Here is an 18,058-nt window from a genome sequence, read left to right as displayed (position 1 = left end):
ATAAAATAAAGCGCACTGCTTTCAATTTTAAAAATAATTTGTATCTTTGCACCCAATGAATACATTGAAAAACACTTTTCCACTTGAGCATTTAATAGGCGGATTTTCCGACCATAACGATATTTATTTTATTTAACGAAGTCATTGCGGCTTCGTTTTTTTTTATTTTGAGCTATGATTACAATAACAGACTACAACAGAGAACAATTGCTAAATATCCTTAACGATGCCATCTCATTTTCTGATGGTAAAACGACCAAAGTTAAAGGTCAAGTTTTTGCTGCCAACTTGTTTTTTGAAGACAGTACCCGAACCAAGTCCAGCTTTGATGTAGCCGAAAGAAAATTGGGACTAGAAGTGGTACCTTTCGATGTGCAACACAGTTCTGTAAATAAAGGCGAAACCCTATACGATACAGTAAAAACTTTAGAAAGCATTGGCGTTCATGCTATGGTGATCCGTCACAAACAAAATGAATATTATAAAGACTTACAATCGGTAAAAGCGGCAATCATAAATGGAGGCGATGGAACAGGAAACCACCCAAGCCAATGCGTGTTGGACTTGCTAACTATTTATCAAGAATTTGGTAAATTTGATGGATTGAAAATTGCCATTGTCGGTGATGTAAAACACAGCAGAGTAGCCAATTCCGATGCTGAAGCACTGAGAAAATTAGGAGCTAAAGTCTATTTTTCCGGTCCTGAACAGTGGTTTGACGAAGGCGCAATCATCAACGGTACTTTTTTACCTTTGGATGAATTAATCAAAGAAGTCGATGTGGTGATGCTTCTAAGAATACAACACGAAAGACACGACAGTCAGATGTCTTACAGTAAAGAAGAATATCACAGAAAATACGGCTTAACCAAAGAACGAGAACAAAAAATGAAATCCAATGCCATCATCATGCATCCTGCACCCATCAACAGAGGAGTAGAAATTGATACAGAATTGGTAGAATGCTCAAGATCCAGAATTTTCAAACAAATGGAAAATGGAGTGTATGCGAGAATGGCCATTCTAAAAAAAGCTTTAGAAGAAAAAGGTTTTGAATTTGAAAACCAGTATTAAGAACCTCTTCCAACAAAGCAATTAAATTATTAAAAGACAGTTATACTGAATAAGATATAAAAAGAAAATGAAAAAGAAACTCATATTAGAAACAGGCGAAGTTTTCCACGGTGAAGGTTTCGGTGCCCATGTACAAACAGAAGGTGAAGTGGTTTTCAATACCGGGATGACCGGATATCAGGAACTCATTTCCGATCCTTCTTATTGTGGACAAATCGTTTGCATGACCTATCCTTTGATCGGAAATTACGGCATCAATAGAGACGATTACGAATGTATGGAACCAGCAATTAAAGGACTTATCGTAAAAGAACTTTGCGACTTGCCATCCAATTTCCGTAGCCAAATGTCTCTGGACGAATTCTTTCAAAAGAAAAACATGTCTGGAATCTCAGGAATTGATACCCGAAAACTTACCCGTATCATTAGAAATTTTGGCTCTGTAAAAGGGAGAATTGTAGATGCTTCTGAAGATGACAAACTAGTGATCGAAGATCTGAAAGCAACAAATTTTGCCACCGACCAAGTGGCTTCTGTTTCTACAAAAACTTCATACGCATGTCCGGGAAGAGGTCATAAAGTCGTTTTGGTAGATTTTGGATCAAAACTCGGAATCATCAGAGAACTTTCTCAAAGAAATTGCGACATCGTGGTGGTTTCTCACAATACAACAGCCGAAGAAATATTAATGATGAACCCAGACGGAATCATGCTTTCCAACGGTCCTGGTGACCCACAAGATGTCCCTCATGCTCACGAAATGATCCGAGGTGTTCTAGGGAAAGTGCCTATTTTCGGAATCTGTCTTGGCCACCAATTGATTGCTTTGGCTTGTGGTGCAAAAACCTACAAACTAAAATTCGGACACCGAGGAGGCAACCATCCGGTTTTGGATGTCAACACCGGTAAAGTGGCTTTAACTTCTCAAAATCACAGTTACGCTGTAGATCAAGACTCGTTGAAAAACACGGATCTTGTTGAGACCCACATCGCTCTGAACGACAGAACCAACGAAGGTATCAAACATAAAATCCATCCTTGTTTCTCCGTACAATACCATCCGGAAGCCAGCCCAGGCCCTGAAGATGCCAACTATTTGTTTGATGAATTTATTGAATTAATGGAACAAAATAACAGTGCAAACGCCTAATTATTTAGGACTAATCTTCACCATTGTTAAACATCAAGATTGTATAAAATTATGAAAAGAAACGATATAAAAACCATTTTAGTTATAGGTAGTGGCCCCATTATTATTGGTCAAGCAGCAGAGTTCGATTACGCAGGGACACAAGCTTGTTTGGCTCTTAAAGAAGAGGGTTACAGAGTAATCCTTATCAACTCCAATCCGGCAACCATCATGACGGATGTCGAAATTGCGGATAAAGTATATATTGAACCCATCTCACTTCCTTTCGTAAGTCACATCATTCGCAAAGAAAGACCCGATGCTTTGTTGCCTACTTTGGGAGGACAAACCGGCCTGAACATGGCGGTTGAATTGCAGAATTCGGGCATCTTAGAAGAATGTGGAGTAGAAGTTTTGGGTACCAAGCTTTCAGCCATTAACCAAGCCGAAGACAGAGATCTTTTCCGTACTTTGATGAACGATTTGGGAGAACCTGTTCCTGAAAGCGACATCGTAAATACCGTTGAAGGTGCCTTAGAATTTGCAAACAACATCGGTTATCCGGTAATCGTTAGACCTGCTTTTACCATGGGAGGTACTGGTGGTGGTATTGCCAGCACCGAAGCCGAACTTAAAGAAATTGCAGCTAATGGACTGAAATACAGTCCTGTAACTCAATGTCTGATTGAGAAATCCATTGCAGGTTACAAAGAAATAGAATACGAAGTAATGCGTGATGCCAACGACAACGCCATTGTGGTTTGTAACATGGAAAATGTAGATGCCGTTGGGGTACACACCGGAGATTCTATCGTGGTGGCGCCATCGCAAACGCTTTCGGATAGAGAGTATCAAATGCTGAGAAATGCATCTCTAAAAATAATCCGTGCTTTAGGAATTGAAGGTGGCTGTAATGTTCAGCTGGCTTTAGATCCGCACTCGTTCAATTATTATGTGATCGAGGTGAACCCAAGAGTTTCCCGTTCATCGGCTTTGGCAAGTAAGGCAACAGGATATCCAATTGCTAAATTAGCCGCAAAAATCGCTGTTGGTCTTACCTTAGACGAAATGATGAACCCGGTTACCGGTAGAACTTACGCTTGTTTCGAACCGGCTTTGGACTATGTGGTTGCTAAAATTCCAAGATTCCCATTTGATAAATTCGAAACGGCAGACCGACGACTTTCAACCCAAATGAAAGCAACAGGAGAGGTAATGGCCATCGGTAGAAACTTTGAAGAATCCTTGATGAAAGCCGTTCGTTCCTTAGAAGTAGGCATACAGCATTTGGGATTAAAATCTAAAGCAGCTTTGGCACTAACCGATGCTGATATCGAAAGAAGAATAAAAGTTTGTGACGACGAAAGATTGTTCATCATTGGTGAAGCTCTTAGAAGAGGCTATGATTGGGAACAAATTGTAGAATGGAGCCAAATTGATAAATTCTTCATCTGGAAATTGAAAAAATTGGTGGACTTTGAAACCACCATCAAGAACAATAAATTGAATGCTGAAGTCCTTCTTCAAGCTAAAAAGTTAGGTTTCTCAGATGTTAACATTGCTCATCTTTGGGAAATATCTGCCAGAGAAGTTTTCGATTTCAGAAAAGAAAACAAAGTAATGCCGGTCTATAAAATGGTGGACACATGCGCAGCCGAATTCGAGTCGGAAACTCCGTATTTCTACGGAACTTACGAAGACGAAAACGAAAGCATTGTTTCTGAAAAAGAAAAAATTGTAGTTCTAGGTTCAGGACCTATCCGTATCGGACAAGGGGTAGAGTTTGATTATGCAACGGTACACTCGGTTTGGGCCATCAAACAAATGGGGTACGAAGCCATCATCATCAACAACAACCCAGAAACCGTATCTACAGACTTCTCGATTTCGGATAAACTTTACTTCGAACCGCTTACTGAAGAAGATGTAATGAACATCATCGAGCTGGAAAAACCAAAAGGTGTTATCGTTCAGTTTGGAGGTCAAACCGCCATCAACCTTGCCGATAAATTAGAAGCTCATGGAGTGAAAATCTTAGGAACTTCTTTGGAAGATCTAGACAGAGCCGAGAACCGTGAGAAATTTGAAAAAGCACTTCAAGAATTGGACATTCCTCAGCCGCTTGGAAAAACATGTTTCTCCAAAGAAGAAGCCACACCAATCGCTGCAGAAATCGGTTATCCTGTTTTGGTGAGACCTTCTTATGTATTGGGCGGTCGTGCTATGGAAATCGTGTACAGCGAAGCCGAACTGGTACATTACATGGAAAATGCTGTAGATGCAAGTCCAGAGCATCCTGTGTTGATTGACAAATACATGGTGGGGAAAGAAGTAGAAGTGGATGCCATTTGTGATGGCGAAACGGTGATTATCCCGGGTATCATGGAGCATATAGAAAGAGCAGGAGTACATTCCGGAGACTCAATCGCGGTTTATCCTCCTCAACACATCAGTCCAAGCGAAATTGAAACCTTAGTCGATTATACCCAAAAATTAGCAAAAGGATTGAATATCGTTGGATTGATGAACATACAATATGTACTTTTTGAAGGTCAGGTTTATGTAATCGAAGTGAATCCTAGAGCGTCTAGAACGGTACCTTTCCTTTCAAAAATTACGGAAATCCCAATGGCAAACTTGGCAACAAAAGCCATTTTGGGAGCAAAACTAACCGACTTGGGCTACAAAAATGGTTTAGCTCCAAACAAAGAAGGTGTTTTTGTAAAAGTTCCTGTTTTCTCTTTCTCCAAACTTACAAAAGTGGACATCACTTTAGGCCCGGAAATGAAATCGACAGGAGAGGTAATGGGTAAAGACTCGACTCTAGAAAAAGCGTTGTACAAAGGGATGATTGGTGCAGGTAGAAAAATGCCACTTCACGGTGCCATCTTGTTTACCGTAGCCGATAAACACAAAGAAGAAGCTTCAGTTTTGGCCAAGAGATTCCATGAAATTGGTTTCAGAATTTGGGCTACTGAAGGTACCGCTAACTATTTCACCGAAAAAGGTATCCCTACAAAAATTGGATACAAGATCAATGAAGAAGACCTAAGCCTCATCGATTTAATCCAAAAAGGTAAAGTACAATATGTGGTAAACACGACTACGAAAGGAAAACAAGCTGAGAGAGACGGTTTCCAAATCCGTAGAGCTTCGGTTGAAAACGGTGTGCCGTGTCTGACCTCCATGGATACTGTAGAAGCAACACTGAAAGTAATCGAAAGCATGTCCTTCAAAATGGAGTGTATGTAATTGATGACTTTAATTCATAAAAAAACTTCAAACCAGACGGTTTGAAGTTTTTTTTATTTTGGATTGAATGTTAAAAATTAACAGCAATTTTATGTTCTGCAATTTTAACCAAATCGGCCATGGTAAAATGCTTGCCGGTTCTATAGGCTTCCCAACATGGTAAAGTCGGTTTCCAGAACGGATTTTGGGATAAAAATGAAGTATTGTCTCCCTCCATCAAACCTATAAGTACTTCGGTAACAATTCTACCACCAACTTCACCGAGATGTACACCCATCTGTTGTATTTCTGCTTCTTTCAAAATATAATACCACAATGGAGTACTGTTTTCAAAATTGAGTTTATAGTGTTTCAATTCATCAAAATGTTCGGCTCCAAGAGGCTCTATTCGCATGGCATGAGCAACTCTCTGACCTGAAGGCAAACTGAATGTTAGACCTCTCACCAGATTTCGACTTGCCAAGGAATCGATGTCTGTGAATCCTGGTAAATTAAAGAGTGGTGTAGAGAGTTTGGAATCGATTAATTTATTGGCTTTCATGCTGCCATCGCCCAAATTGAAAAAGGTGTGCCAATCGATAAATCTTCTTGCAGCTCTTTTGCCTCCTCTAAGATCGTTGGGATCCGGATGGGTAGGACTCACAGTAAAATCAAAAATATCTGCAAAAAATTCCGTTGGAGAGGGTTGATTGGTGATTCCGAAATTGGCTCGATACGAAGGTCGAATTTGGCTATGACCAAAACGATATGCCGCCACCGAAAACTCAACCGGGATAAACGGTTCGTTGTGCCAACCGTAGAATTTTCTACCGTTGTCCAATACATCTTTTACCATATTTTCACCGCAAAGCAATGGGAGAAATTCGTGTAAAACAATCCACTGATAATGCCATCTCACCAATTCTTGAGCTTGATTAAATATTTCACTTGGCGATTTAGAAGGGAATTTCACACGCAAAGCATCAACCAAAACATTATGAAATCTTAGAAACAATACTTGCAATTGAGAGACAATTAAGTTTTCATCATTTCTCGGGTCTCCTATCAACGCTGTTAATTGTGAATTTCTTGGAACATCAAATTTATCAATACCTTCCTTACCTTGTACATTCAAAGGTTCTAGCAACATTTTTATGCCTTGTCCGTCGGATTGATCGTACAAATGAGGTGAGGCTCCAGGTCCAGAACCGTAAATGTTGTCCAATGCCAAACTTGGTGTTCTAAAATTTTCCACACATTCAGGATCCGATTGCCTTTCTAAGCTTGAAGTAGGGTCGAAAGTGATGTCGTGGTCGATAAATTGTCCTAAGAATGTCATCCCAGCTCCCATAATGGGCGAATTGGGATTTTTAATTTGCAAATTTGGATCGGTAATTAGAAATTTTGGATCTTGGGTCAGATCGTCTTTGGCATCCATAATTCCGCCTTTTTTACCCATGTCTTTTAGTGCATCTCTCACTTTTTTGTTGTCCGGTGCAAAAGGTGGTAAAGAGGAAAACATTCGACCAAATTTTCCTTTGTCGTAATAACGAGAAGTATAAGGAACTATATCCTGATACATCATTCCATGTCTGCTCATAATTTTTAGTTTTTTAGTTTAAGAATAAATTTATTTTTCAAAAACTAAATTACAAAAAATATAAAATGAAAATCAATTATTAATTTATTTTTTTAATGAAACAGTATTGAATCTAAATTAAAATTAATGATTAGAATTAAAATGAACTTTATTTTTAACTTTTAATAAAGATGTTTATTCTAGATTTTTATAATAATTGAGTGCTTCTTCAATAGAGTTCAAGCGGCATTGTACATTGTACTTTCCTTTACCAATCTCCTCAATCAAAGAAAAATTAATTTTGGAATTTTCATTTTTTTTATCGTTCATCATCAAGGAAATGAGCGTTTTATTATCAAAATCATTAATTGAAATATACGGATACAGTTTTTGTAAATTCAGGATGATCTTTTCAGAACATTCCTCATCGATCAAACCTTCAAGAAATGAAAGCCTGGTTTCCACAATCATCCCAATAACAACAGCTTCACCGTGTTTTATTGGATTTTGTTGATGTAAAAATAAACTTTCTACAGCATGTCCTACCGTGTGTCCGAAATTCAGATTTTTACGAACATTCTGTTCTTTAAAATCTTGGTTTACAACCGATTCTTTTATTTTCATGGATTCCAACACCAATGGATAAAGGTTTTCAATACTGTTGATGTCCGTATGGATCAATGCTTCCCAATGGATTTTATCAGCGATTAAGCCGTGTTTCAACATCTCTGCAAAACCACTTTTCAGTTCATCAATGGGTAAGGATTTCAGAAAAGGACTGTAAAGAAATATTTTTTCGGGTTGACAAAAAGTACCTACAATATTCTTTAGAAAACCATGATCAATACCCGTTTTCCCGCCAATGGCGGCATCACACATTCCCAACAATGAGGTTGGAATATTGACAAACGAAATGCCTCTTTTATAGGTTGAAGCCACAAAACCACCCAAATCGGTAATAACGCCGCCACCCAAATTGATGAGCAATGCCTTTTTATCCGCTTGAAATTCGGTAAGGATTTCCCAAAGTTGTACGGCCGTTTCTATGGTTTTTAGGTCTTCACCCGGTTCTATTTCAATGATCTCAAAAGGAATATCGATTTCTAAATTTCCCAAAAGGGTTGGCAAGCAATATTCGTGTGTATTTTCATCACAAAGAATGAAAACTTTTGAAAAAGAAACTGCAGAAATAAATTCGTTGAGCGAAGTGAAATCGCTATCCAAAACTGAAATCATAGAACATTTTTTGCAAATGTAGGATTTATTCGAAAAAACAATGAAACTTCCATTCTTTAAATGGCAATTAAAATAACTATCTTTGCAAAAATTTTTCATACTAATGAGCGAAGACAGAAATTCATCAGGTAGACCAAAAAGACCGAGAATACAGTCCAATTCAGGATCTGGAAACTCGTTTCCTTCCAAAAAAACAGGTCGTTCCTTTGATGGACCAAAAAGTTACGACAAAAGAGGAGGCGACTCCGAAAGAGGTTCGTACAACAAATCAAGCAACTTTGGAAACTCCAGAGGTGGCGGTAGATCTTTTGAAGGCCGTGAGGGTTACGACAGAAGCGACAGAAATTCTGATAGTAGCTCTTACAAAAAACCAAGTTTTGGAAATACCAGAGGAGGTGAAAGATCCTTTGATGGTAACAATTCCTACAAAAAACCAGGTGGTTTCGGCAATTCTAGAGGAGGTGGAAGATCCTTTGATAGCCGAGACAAATACGAAAAAGGAGATCTAAAATACGGAAATAAAAAACCGTACAATAAATTTGGAAATGACGAGGACAGAACCAAAAATTTTGTCCAAAAAAGAAAACTCCAAAAAATTGAAAAAGACATCCATAAAGATACCATCCGCCTAAACAAATATTTGGCAAATGCCGGTATTTGCAGCAGAAGAGAGGCTGATGAACTCATCAAACAAGGTTTGGTTTTGGTAAACGGTGAAGTGATTACCGAAATGGGACATCAAGTTCAAAAGAACGATAAAGTCGTTTTCGATGGACAAAACATCAGCCCGGAAAAATCGGTTTATGTCCTTCTTAACAAACCGAAAGGCTACATTTCTACAACCAAAGACGACAAAGCCAGAAAAACCGTAATGGATTTGGTCGCCAATGCATCGCCGTATCGTTTGTTCCCGGTGGGTCGATTGGACCGCTCTACAACAGGGGTAATTTTGTTGACCAACGATGGGCATTTGACTAAAAAATTAACCCATCCTTCATTCGAAATGAAGAAAATTTACCATGTAACTTTGGATAAAAAATTATCTTCAGACGATATGCAAGCGATCATCGACGGCATCCGTTTGGAAGAAGGTGTGGCAACGGTAGATAAAATCTCCTTCATCGAAGGAAAACCTAAAAATGAGGTTGGTGTAGAAATCCATATCGGATGGAACCGCGTTATTCGTCGTATCTTCCAAAGATTGGGTTACGAAGTAGAAGCTCTAGACCGAGTGATGTTTGCTGGACTAACCAAAAAGAACATCAAAAGAGGACATTGGAGAATTCTAGATGAGCTAGAAGTCAACAACCTAAGAATGTTATAATTTTAGGATTTAAAAATGAAATTTTAGGAGCTTCGTTCGTGGAGCTCCTTTTTTATACCTTGAACTTTTTAATGTTAATTATTCCTAAAATTAAGTAAAAAAAGACAGGTGGATTATTATATATAACTGATATTCAGTGTATTTAAGAGTGGTGACTGATAAAGCCTTTTTTCTATTCAGACTAGCCCAAATTTTTGCTTAGTCCCCCAACTTTTGATCTTGATCCGTTATATTCAGAAATTTGATCCAACAAAAAAAGATTTCGAATCACTTTTCGAAATCTTTTTTTGTTTATGTTAAGAGCCTGTTTAAATTTTATATCTAGATTTTTTGTATCGATATTTAGATGGATTTTGGGTTTTAAAATTGAAGTTTTAGCTCGCTAAAACAAAAATTTAAAATGCAAAATACGCTAAATAGAATACAAAAAAGCAGATAAGAAAGATTAGAAATAGTCGAATTATTATTTCGGTAAAATTTTAAAAAGGCTCTAAGAATATAAGGTTAAGTTTTAAGTAAATTTTACCCTATTTCAATACCGTTTTCTACTTTTTCATCAGGAGTAACGAAAGATAATTTTCCGTCGGATTTTGTTGTCAATAGCAACATTCCTTGAGATTCAATACCTCGGATCTTTCTCGGTGCCAAGTTCAATAAGATCATCACTTGTTTGCCAACAACCTCTTCCGGGGTAAAACTTTCGGCAATGCCAGAAACCACAGTTCTTACATCGACACCAGTATCTACTTTTAATTTTAATAGTTTGTCTGCTTTTTCAACTTTTTCAGCTTCCAAAATGGTGGCTGTTCTTAGGTCTATTTTTGTAAAATCATCAAACTGAATTTCGTCTTTCATAGGGTTGGCGTTAGGGTTGGTTTTTTTATTATTGGCTTTGGTATTTTCTAATTTTTGGATCTGAGCATCAATCACATCATCTTCAATTTTACCGAACAACAGCGAAGCTTCATTTATTTGATGTCCCGGTTCGATCAGGATATTGGGTTCTTCCAAGTTTTTCCAATCTTGACGATCTATGTTGAACATTTTTAGCAGTTTATCGGAACTGAACGGCATAAACGGTTCGCAAAGTTGTCCCAAAGCTACAGCGATTTGCGCCGATACAAATAATGCATGCGCCGCTTTTTCAGGCTGATCTTTAATGGTTTTCCAAGGCTCTTCCGTTTGCAGGTATTGGTTGCCGTGTCTCGCCAAATTCATCAAAGCACTTAGAGCATTTCGGAATTCGTATTTTTCCAAATATTCATGAATTTCTTTGGCGGCTTTGGTAATTTCCGAAAGCTCTTCATGGGTAGCCGTTTCTTGCGGAATAACACCGTTGTAGTATTTGTGCATCAATACAGCAACTCTGTTGATGAAGTTACCGAAAATACCCACCAATTCTGAATTGTTCTTGGTCTGGAAATCTTTCCAAGTAAAATTATTGTCTTTGGTTTCTGGTGCCGATGAAAGAAGTGCATACCTCAGAACATCTTGCTGCCCAGGGAAATCTTCTACATATTCGTGTGCCCAAACTGCCCAGTTTCTGGAAGTGGAAATTTTATCGTTTTCAAGGTTCAAAAACTCAAATGCAGGGACATTGGCAGGCATAATATAATCGCCATGAGCCTTCATCATTGCCGGGAAAATGATGCAATGGAATACGATGTTGTCTTTTCCAATAAAATGCACCAAGTCCGAGCTTTCGCTTTGCCAATAGTCTTTCCAATTTTTACCGTTTTTCTCAGCCCATTCTTTGGTGAAAGAAATGTAGCCGATGGGAGCATCAAACCAAACATACATTACCTTGCCCTCGGCATTTGGAAGTGGGACAGGAACTCCCCAGTTTAGGTCTCTGGTCATGGCTCTTGGTTTCAAACCATCATTTAACCAGGATTTTACCTGACCATAAACATTGGTTTTCCAATCGTCTTTATGGCCTTCAATGATCCATTCGTTCAAGAAATTTTCATATTGATCCAGTGGAAGATACCAGTTTTTGGTTTCTTTCAGGACAGGAATATTTCCGCTCAAAGCAGATTTTGGATTGATGAGTTCGGTTGGGGATAGGGTAGAACCGCATTTTTCGCATTGGTCTCCGTAGGCACCATCGTTTCCACAACTTGGGCAAGTCCCAACAATGTAACGGTCTGCCAAAAATTCTCCGGCTTGTTCGTCATAATATTGTTCAGAAACTTCTTCGGTGAATTTTCCTTTTTCGTATAATGTTTTGAAGAAATCCTGACTTACTTCGTGGTGGTTTTTAGAGGTCGTTCTGGAGTATTCATCAAAAGAAATTCCCAAATCCGAGAACGATTTTTTGATGATTTCATGGTATTTATCAACAATATCCTGTGGGGTTACGCCTTCTTTCTTTGCACGAATGGTAATCGGAATACCGTGCTCGTCACTTCCACAGATAAAAGCAACATCATTTCCCAATCTTCTTTGGAAACGGGCAAAAACATCTGCCGGAATGTACACTCCTGCAAGATGCCCAATATGTACCGGCCCATTGGCATAAGGAAGTGCCGCTGTAATCAGTTTTTTCTTCGACATTTTCTAAATAATTTTTGCAAATATACTTCAAAACGAAAGAATATTCTTTCCAATTTCTAATTAAAATCCATTGTAAACGGTACTTTTTTTAGAGTCTGTTCATTAAAAACATATCAAAAAAGATGGCAAATGCAAAGTATTCGTAAATACCTCTGAAAAAACAATAAAAAACATGAACAAATTGAAACACTTTTCCGAGGATTGAAATCAAGCGGTTTTAATTTAGAAGATACTTATGTCACTCATTTAGATAGATTTGAAAGACTAATTCTTTTGGTAATTATAGCATTTGTTTGGTGTTATAAGATTGGGAATTACATTGATAGCAGCATTAAACCGATCAAAATTAAAAAACACGGAAGCAGAACTGTAAGCATCTTCAGGTACGGGTTGGACTATTTGTCAAGAACAATGATTATACTTTTTCTATTTTCTCTCACTAAACAACTGAATTAAGAAAAATAGTGAAATAAAAAAGCAATGGCAAATAAATGTATAAATTTTTTTTATTGGAACTTCTTCCCGCATTGCGCCAAACTGCTTGTTATCTGCTGTCTCTGTTTTAGATGCAGAATTTAATTAGATACTTGCTATTATTTAATCTTAGCGTGTGTCTTAATTTTTATACTTAGTTAAAAAAAGAGAAAAAAGAGAAATTATTACCTTTGAAATTTGTCGAAGTTTAAAAATTGTTCTATGAGTTGTTTTCTAATTTTTAATTCCATAATTTCGTAATATTCAATTAAAATAAAATATGAAGAATAAAATTTTAATTAGCTCATTAGCTTTCTCATTAGTATTAGCTTCTTGTAATGAAAGAGTAGCAGATGAGATTCCAACAAATAAGTTGCAAAAAGAAAGTGTTATGTCTCACAGTATGAAAAAAGGAAGTGTTTCTTTTACCTTTAGATTAGGAAGAGTTTCCAAAAATTGTGCAGGACTTGGAATTTGTGAATTGTCTGCTTTAGGTGTAACCATTGTAGAAGGTCCTGTGAAAATTACTGTCACGCATAGTTTTGAAGAAGATGCGCCTGATTTTGAGTTAAAAGGAACTTATAAACTTAATTCTACGGAAGAACTCGAAGGACTTGAAGATACTACATTTTATGTTGATCAGGATTTTTATTCTACAGATGGGGACGGAGATAAATACATTTTTCATAAGGGTGAGTATAATTTTGACCCCACAATTGGAGAATTCGGTGGTTATGCAATTAGTGTTTCGAAATTATAATATAAATTATTAGCTTAAGGATTTTGAGAATGTTGTTTTTTTTGGGAAAAGCTAAATTTTTTATTGCTCTACTTTTACTCTGTTTCGTCAAAGTATTTTCTCAAACACCCATTGAGAAGTGCAAACTGCCTGAGTCGCATTACAAAAACATTTATTCAGTAACGAGTGAGGATGTGAAATGTTTAGCAAAATTTTCTAACCAGCCTAATACACTTTTTTTTACTTTTGGGAGTTGGTGTGCACCTTGTATCTATCATATACCTACTTTTTTTTTAATTGGCGAAGTTTATAAAGTTGATCTTTATGTATTGTTGGTCGATAAAGAAAATCATCATTGGACAAAGGAGTCAAGAGACATGGTTTTGGAAACCTATCCTAATGCTAAGATTCTTGTTATTAATGACATAGAAGGTAAAGGAAAATCAAAGAAATACAAAAATTTTCTTACGAAGATAACACCAGCAAAACTTGAAAATATAGATGATATGTCAAAATATATCGTGTTGAACAAAGAAGGAGAAGTACAATTAGTTACTAATTACAAAGATTCCAAAAATGATCCTGATTGGAAAAGTGATAAACCAATGGTTAAAAGGATTGTTTTACCTTTATTAGAAAAGAAACTTATAGAAACAAAATAATAAAGCCATTAGAAAATTGTAAGTTAATAGTAATACAAAGCTCCACAGATTATTTGGAGTTTTTTTATGGAGAAAAGATAAGGATAATTCTTGTTTGCATTGTAAAAAATTTTAATAAAAAGAGTTTAGTACACGACAAAAAATACAATCAATTAAAAATCAATTAATTAAGTTTGATTTCATTTGTTTAAAAAGCTGATTTTTCAGTATATTAGAGTATTATTTCCTAGGTAATGCTTATAAAAAAGAAAACCAGCTCAAGCTACGAAGATACGCTTTTCCGAGGATTGAAATCAAGCGGTTTTAATTTAGAAGACACTCATGTCACTCATTTAGATAGATTTGAAAGACTAATTCTTTTGGTAATGATAGCATTTGTTTGGTGTTATAAGATTGGGAATTGCATTGATAGCAGCATTAAACCGATCAAAATTAAAAAACACGGAAGCAGAACTGTAAGCATCTTCAGGTACGGGTTGGACTATTTGTCAAGAACAATGATTACCAAAATTAACAATCTGAATATTGATGTATTAAAGTTTTTGTCGTGTACTAAAATTTTTATGTGAATAATATTTGCTTTCAATGGTTGAAAATTCCTACTTTTGCAACAGTAAAAATGATCAACTTGAACAGAAATTTTCAATATTATGTTGCTGATATCATCCAAAATATTGGGCATATATCATGCGCGAAAAAATAAAACAGGGCCGACAACTGAAAGATTGTCGGCTTTTTTATTGAAGTAAATTGACGGAAAAGTTTGAAATAAATCTATTTGAACCCAGTACCTTGTGACTGATCATCGCAAGGTACTTTTAACCCAGAAAAAGAATTTTTATGAGCAATACTTACAAATCTGCAGGTGTAGATAAAGAAGAAGGTTACAAAACCGTAGATAAAATAAAATCTGCTGTGGCAGAAACTCACAATAAAAATGTACTAAACAATTTGGGAAGCTTTGGAGCTTTCTACGAAATTGGTGGCTACAAAAATCCGGTGTTGGTTTCTGGAACCGACGGTGTTGGTACCAAACTGAAAATTGCTTTGGATACTAAAAACTACGGATCTATCGGGATTGACTGCTTTGCAATGTGTGCCAACGACATCCTATGTCACGGTGCCAAACCTTTGTTCTTTTTAGATTATCTGGCATGCGGTAAGTTGGAGTCCGAAGTGGCAGCAGAAATTGTGATGGGAATGGTGAAAGCTTGTAAAGACAACCAATGTGCATTGATCGGTGGCGAAACGGCCGAAATGCCGGGTATGTACCAACCGGGCGATTACGATGTTGCAGGATTTTGTGTAGGTATCGTAGAGAAAGATCAAGTAATTGACGGATCCAAAATAAAAAAAGGAAACAAAATTATTGCACTTCCAAGCTCTGGTTTTCACAGCAACGGATTCTCTTTGGTAAGAAAAATTTTCCCAGATTTTCATGAAGAGTTTGAAGGAAAACCCATCTTTGAAACCTTATTGGTTCCAACAAAACTATACTACAACGATATTTTTAAATTGTTAGGCGAAATGTCCGTTTCCGGTATCGCACACATCACCGGCGGAGGAATTATCGAAAATATTCCAAGAATTATCCCTGAAGGTCTTTGTGCTGAAATCGTGACTTCGACCATTAAAGTTCCGACCATCATGCAAGAAATTGAAAAAAGAGGAAATATCGATCACATGGAAATGTTCGGTACCTTCAACATGGGTGTAGGTATGGTTGTTGTCGTTGATGAAAGCCTTGCTTCTAAAGTTACAGAACTTATTCCTGATGCCTACGAAATTGGGGTAATCACTGAACATTCTGAAAAAATAAATCTTTTGTAATAAAACGATATACCTTCCGTGCGTTTCAAAAATGTGCGGATGGTTTTTATAGGATACACATGAAAAACATTGTTGTTTTGGTTTCTGGTGGAGGTACCAATTTGCAAAGAATCATCGATACCATAAAGTCTAACGAAATTGTAAATGCACAAGTATCGCTTGTCGTTGCAGATAGAGATTGTTACGGGTTGCAAAGAGCAGAAAATGAAGGGATTAAAAATAAAATGATCCCAAGAGGGAAAAATTTCTGTGAACTTCTAGAAAAAGAAATTCCGGAAAATACGGATCTCATAGTTCTTGCAGGATTTTTATCCATCATGACACAGGATTTTTGCCAAAAATTTGAAGGTAAAATCATCAACATACATCCGGCATTGTTGCCAAAATTTGGTGGTAAAGGAATGTGGGGAATGCATGTACACAATGCTGTAATCGCAGCAGAGGAAAAGACGAGTGGAGCAACCGTACATTTTGTAACTGCCGGTGTAGACGAGGGAGAAATTATACTACAAGGCAAAGTCGATATTTCTGAAAACGATACCCCAGAATCTTTAGCAGAAAAAATACACAGTGTAGAATACGATATTTTTCCGAAAGCAATCAATATCGTACTTCAAAATAAGTAAATCAAAAGTAAATTTAATAAAAAGAAAAAATGAGCAAAAAACGAGTTTTAATCTCCGTTTCCGATAAATCGGGATTAGTAGAATTCGCACAATTTTTAGAAAGCAACCACTACGAATTAATTTCTACAGGAGGGACTTTTAAACATTTGAAAGAAGCAGGACTTCATCCAATTCAGATCGACGAGGTAACTGCTTTCCCAGAAATGTTGGACGGTAGAGTAAAAACCCTACACCCGATGGTACACGGTGGCTTGTTGGCGGTAAGAGACAATGAAGAGCACATGCAAACCGTACAACAACACGGTATTGGATTGATTGACATGGTGATTGTAAACCTTTATCCGTTTTTTGATAATGTCAATAAAGACATCTCTCTCGAAGATAAAATTGAATTTATCGACATCGGTGGACCTTCAATGCTTCGCTCTGCGGCTAAAAATTTCAAATCGGTAACCGTAATTACCAATGTGGAAGATTACTCAAAAGTAATGGACGAAATGAAAGCTTCAGGCGACTCCACTTACGAAACGAGAAAAATATTAGCCGGTAAAGTATTCAACTTGACTTCTGCCTATGATGCAGCAATCTCTCAAATGCTTTTGGATGAAGAATATCCTCAGTATTTGAATGCTTCTTACAAAAAAGTTTCTGACCTTAGATACGGAGAAAATCCACATCAATCTGCGGCATACTATGTTTCTACAACAGAAAATGGAGCCATGAAAGATTTTGAAATCTTGGGCGGTAAAGAGCTTTCTTTCAACAACCTAAGAGATATGGATCTTTGTTGGAAAGTGGTGAACGAATTCAAAAACGAAATGGCTTGTTGCGCTGTAAAACATTCCACACCTTGTGGTGTTGCAGTCGGTAATACGGCTTTGGACACCTACAAAGATGCCTTCAATTGCGATCCAATTTCAATTTTTGGTGGTATTGTAGCCATGAATTATAAAATAGATGCTGCAACGGCTGAAGAGCTGAACAAAACTTTCCTAGAAATTGTTATGGCTACAGACTTCGATGCAGATGCTGTGGAAATCCTTAAAACCAAAAAGAATTTAAGAATCATCAAAATCAAAAATCCTGTTGCCGACAATCAAACTTGGGTAAAAATTGATGGTGCTCTTTTGCTACAAAATACAGACAATCAGTTTTCCAATGACATCAAATGCGCTACCGAAGTTGCACCAACAACAGAGCAAGAAAAAGCATTGCTGTTTGCACAAAGAGTGGTAAAATATGTTAAATCCAATGCCATTGTTGTTTCCAACGGAACACAAGCTTTAGGAATCGGCGGTGGACAGGTGAACAGAATTTGGGCAACTCAACAGGCGATTGAAAGAGCCAAAGAAAAATTCACCGGAGATTTGGTACTGGCTTCAGATGCCTTTTTCCCTTTCCGAGATGTGGTCGATTTCTGCGCTCAAGAAGGTATCAAAGCAATCATCCAACCCGGAGGCTCCATGAGAGACCAAGACAGCGTTGATGCTTGTAACGAATATAAAATCCCATTGTTAATAACGGGAATGAGACATTTCTTACATTAATTTTTTCATATAAAAATTGTTTGGGCTACTTCATTTCTTTGGAGTAGCTTT

12 protein-coding genes are annotated in these 18,058 nt (G+C 37.1%); 9 read left to right on the top strand and 3 right to left on the bottom strand.

The window, feature by feature from the left end; all coding sequences use genetic code 11:
* Positions 1–174 precede the first annotated feature (174 nt).
* The 3 genes from H9Q20_RS00555 (at position 175) to carB (ending at position 5,455) form a co-directional block, all read left to right on the top strand.
* Complete coding sequence (locus H9Q20_RS00555; protein ID WP_187478049.1) at positions 175–1,074, top strand: aspartate carbamoyltransferase catalytic subunit; 900 nt, start codon at positions 175–177, stop codon at positions 1,072–1,074.
* A gap of 67 nt (positions 1,075–1,141) precedes the next feature.
* Entirely contained in the window at positions 1,142–2,224 is a 1,083-nt protein-coding gene (locus H9Q20_RS00550; RefSeq protein ID WP_124642420.1) for a glutamine-hydrolyzing carbamoyl-phosphate synthase small subunit, read from the top strand.
* A gap of 51 nt (positions 2,225–2,275) precedes the next feature.
* Positions 2,276–5,455 carry a carbamoyl-phosphate synthase large subunit gene (carB, locus tag H9Q20_RS00545; protein WP_124642418.1) on the top strand — a complete coding sequence of 1,060 codons (3,180 nt, stop codon included), beginning with the start codon at positions 2,276–2,278 and terminating at the stop codon, positions 5,453–5,455.
* Positions 5,456–5,525: 70 nt separating this feature from the next.
* Here carB and H9Q20_RS00540 read toward each other — a convergent pair whose 3' ends face one another.
* Positions 5,526–7,034: a peroxidase family protein gene (locus tag H9Q20_RS00540; RefSeq protein WP_187478048.1), complete on the bottom strand. Its 1,509-nt coding sequence runs from the start codon at positions 7,032–7,034 to the stop codon at positions 5,526–5,528.
* 174 nt (positions 7,035–7,208) lie between these two features.
* Positions 7,209–8,249: a 3-dehydroquinate synthase gene (aroB, locus tag H9Q20_RS00535; RefSeq protein ID WP_124642416.1), complete on the bottom strand. Its 1,041-nt coding sequence runs from the start codon at positions 8,247–8,249 to the stop codon at positions 7,209–7,211.
* A gap of 148 nt (positions 8,250–8,397) precedes the next feature.
* On the opposite strand from aroB, the gene H9Q20_RS00530 reads away from it, so the two are divergent.
* Positions 8,398–9,573 carry a pseudouridine synthase gene (locus tag H9Q20_RS00530; protein WP_410369589.1) on the top strand — a complete coding sequence of 392 codons (1,176 nt, stop codon included), beginning with the start codon at positions 8,398–8,400 and terminating at the stop codon, positions 9,571–9,573.
* A 522-nt stretch (positions 9,574–10,095) separates the two neighbouring features.
* On the opposite strand, the gene metG is transcribed toward H9Q20_RS00530, so the two are convergent.
* Complete coding sequence (gene metG, locus H9Q20_RS00525; protein WP_124642412.1) at positions 10,096–12,129, bottom strand: methionine--tRNA ligase; 2,034 nt, start codon at positions 12,127–12,129, stop codon at positions 10,096–10,098.
* Positions 12,130–12,883: 754 nt separating this feature from the next.
* Between metG and H9Q20_RS00520 the strand changes: the two genes are divergently transcribed.
* The 5 genes from H9Q20_RS00520 to purH all read left to right on the top strand — a co-directional run bounded on the left by H9Q20_RS00520 (position 12,884) and on the right by purH (position 18,007).
* Positions 12,884–13,363 carry a hypothetical protein gene (locus H9Q20_RS00520; protein ID WP_124642534.1) on the top strand — a complete coding sequence of 160 codons (480 nt, stop codon included), beginning with the start codon at positions 12,884–12,886 and terminating at the stop codon, positions 13,361–13,363.
* Between the two features lie 41 nt (positions 13,364–13,404).
* Positions 13,405–14,004: a hypothetical protein gene (locus H9Q20_RS00515; protein WP_124642536.1), complete on the top strand. Its 600-nt coding sequence runs from the start codon at positions 13,405–13,407 to the stop codon at positions 14,002–14,004.
* An 840-nt stretch (positions 14,005–14,844) separates the two neighbouring features.
* Positions 14,845–15,834 (top strand): phosphoribosylformylglycinamidine cyclo-ligase, encoded by a 990-nt coding sequence (purM, locus tag H9Q20_RS00510; RefSeq protein ID WP_187478047.1) that lies wholly within the window; start codon positions 14,845–14,847, stop codon positions 15,832–15,834.
* A 59-nt stretch (positions 15,835–15,893) separates the two neighbouring features.
* Positions 15,894–16,460 carry a phosphoribosylglycinamide formyltransferase gene (purN, locus tag H9Q20_RS00505; RefSeq protein ID WP_187478046.1) on the top strand — a complete coding sequence of 189 codons (567 nt, stop codon included), beginning with the start codon at positions 15,894–15,896 and terminating at the stop codon, positions 16,458–16,460.
* Between the two features lie 29 nt (positions 16,461–16,489).
* Complete coding sequence (purH, locus tag H9Q20_RS00500) at positions 16,490–18,007, top strand: bifunctional phosphoribosylaminoimidazolecarboxamide formyltransferase/IMP cyclohydrolase (RefSeq protein ID WP_187478045.1); 1,518 nt, start codon at positions 16,490–16,492, stop codon at positions 18,005–18,007.
* The last annotated feature ends 51 nt before the right edge of the window (positions 18,008–18,058 follow it).

It is taken from the genome of Amniculibacterium sp. G2-70 (assembly GCF_014353055.1).
Taxonomy (GTDB): Bacteria; Bacteroidota; Bacteroidia; order Flavobacteriales; family Weeksellaceae; genus Amniculibacterium; species Amniculibacterium aquaticum.
The sequence above is the reverse complement of the archived record's forward strand: the minus strand, read 5'-3'. Positions and strand labels throughout refer to the sequence as shown.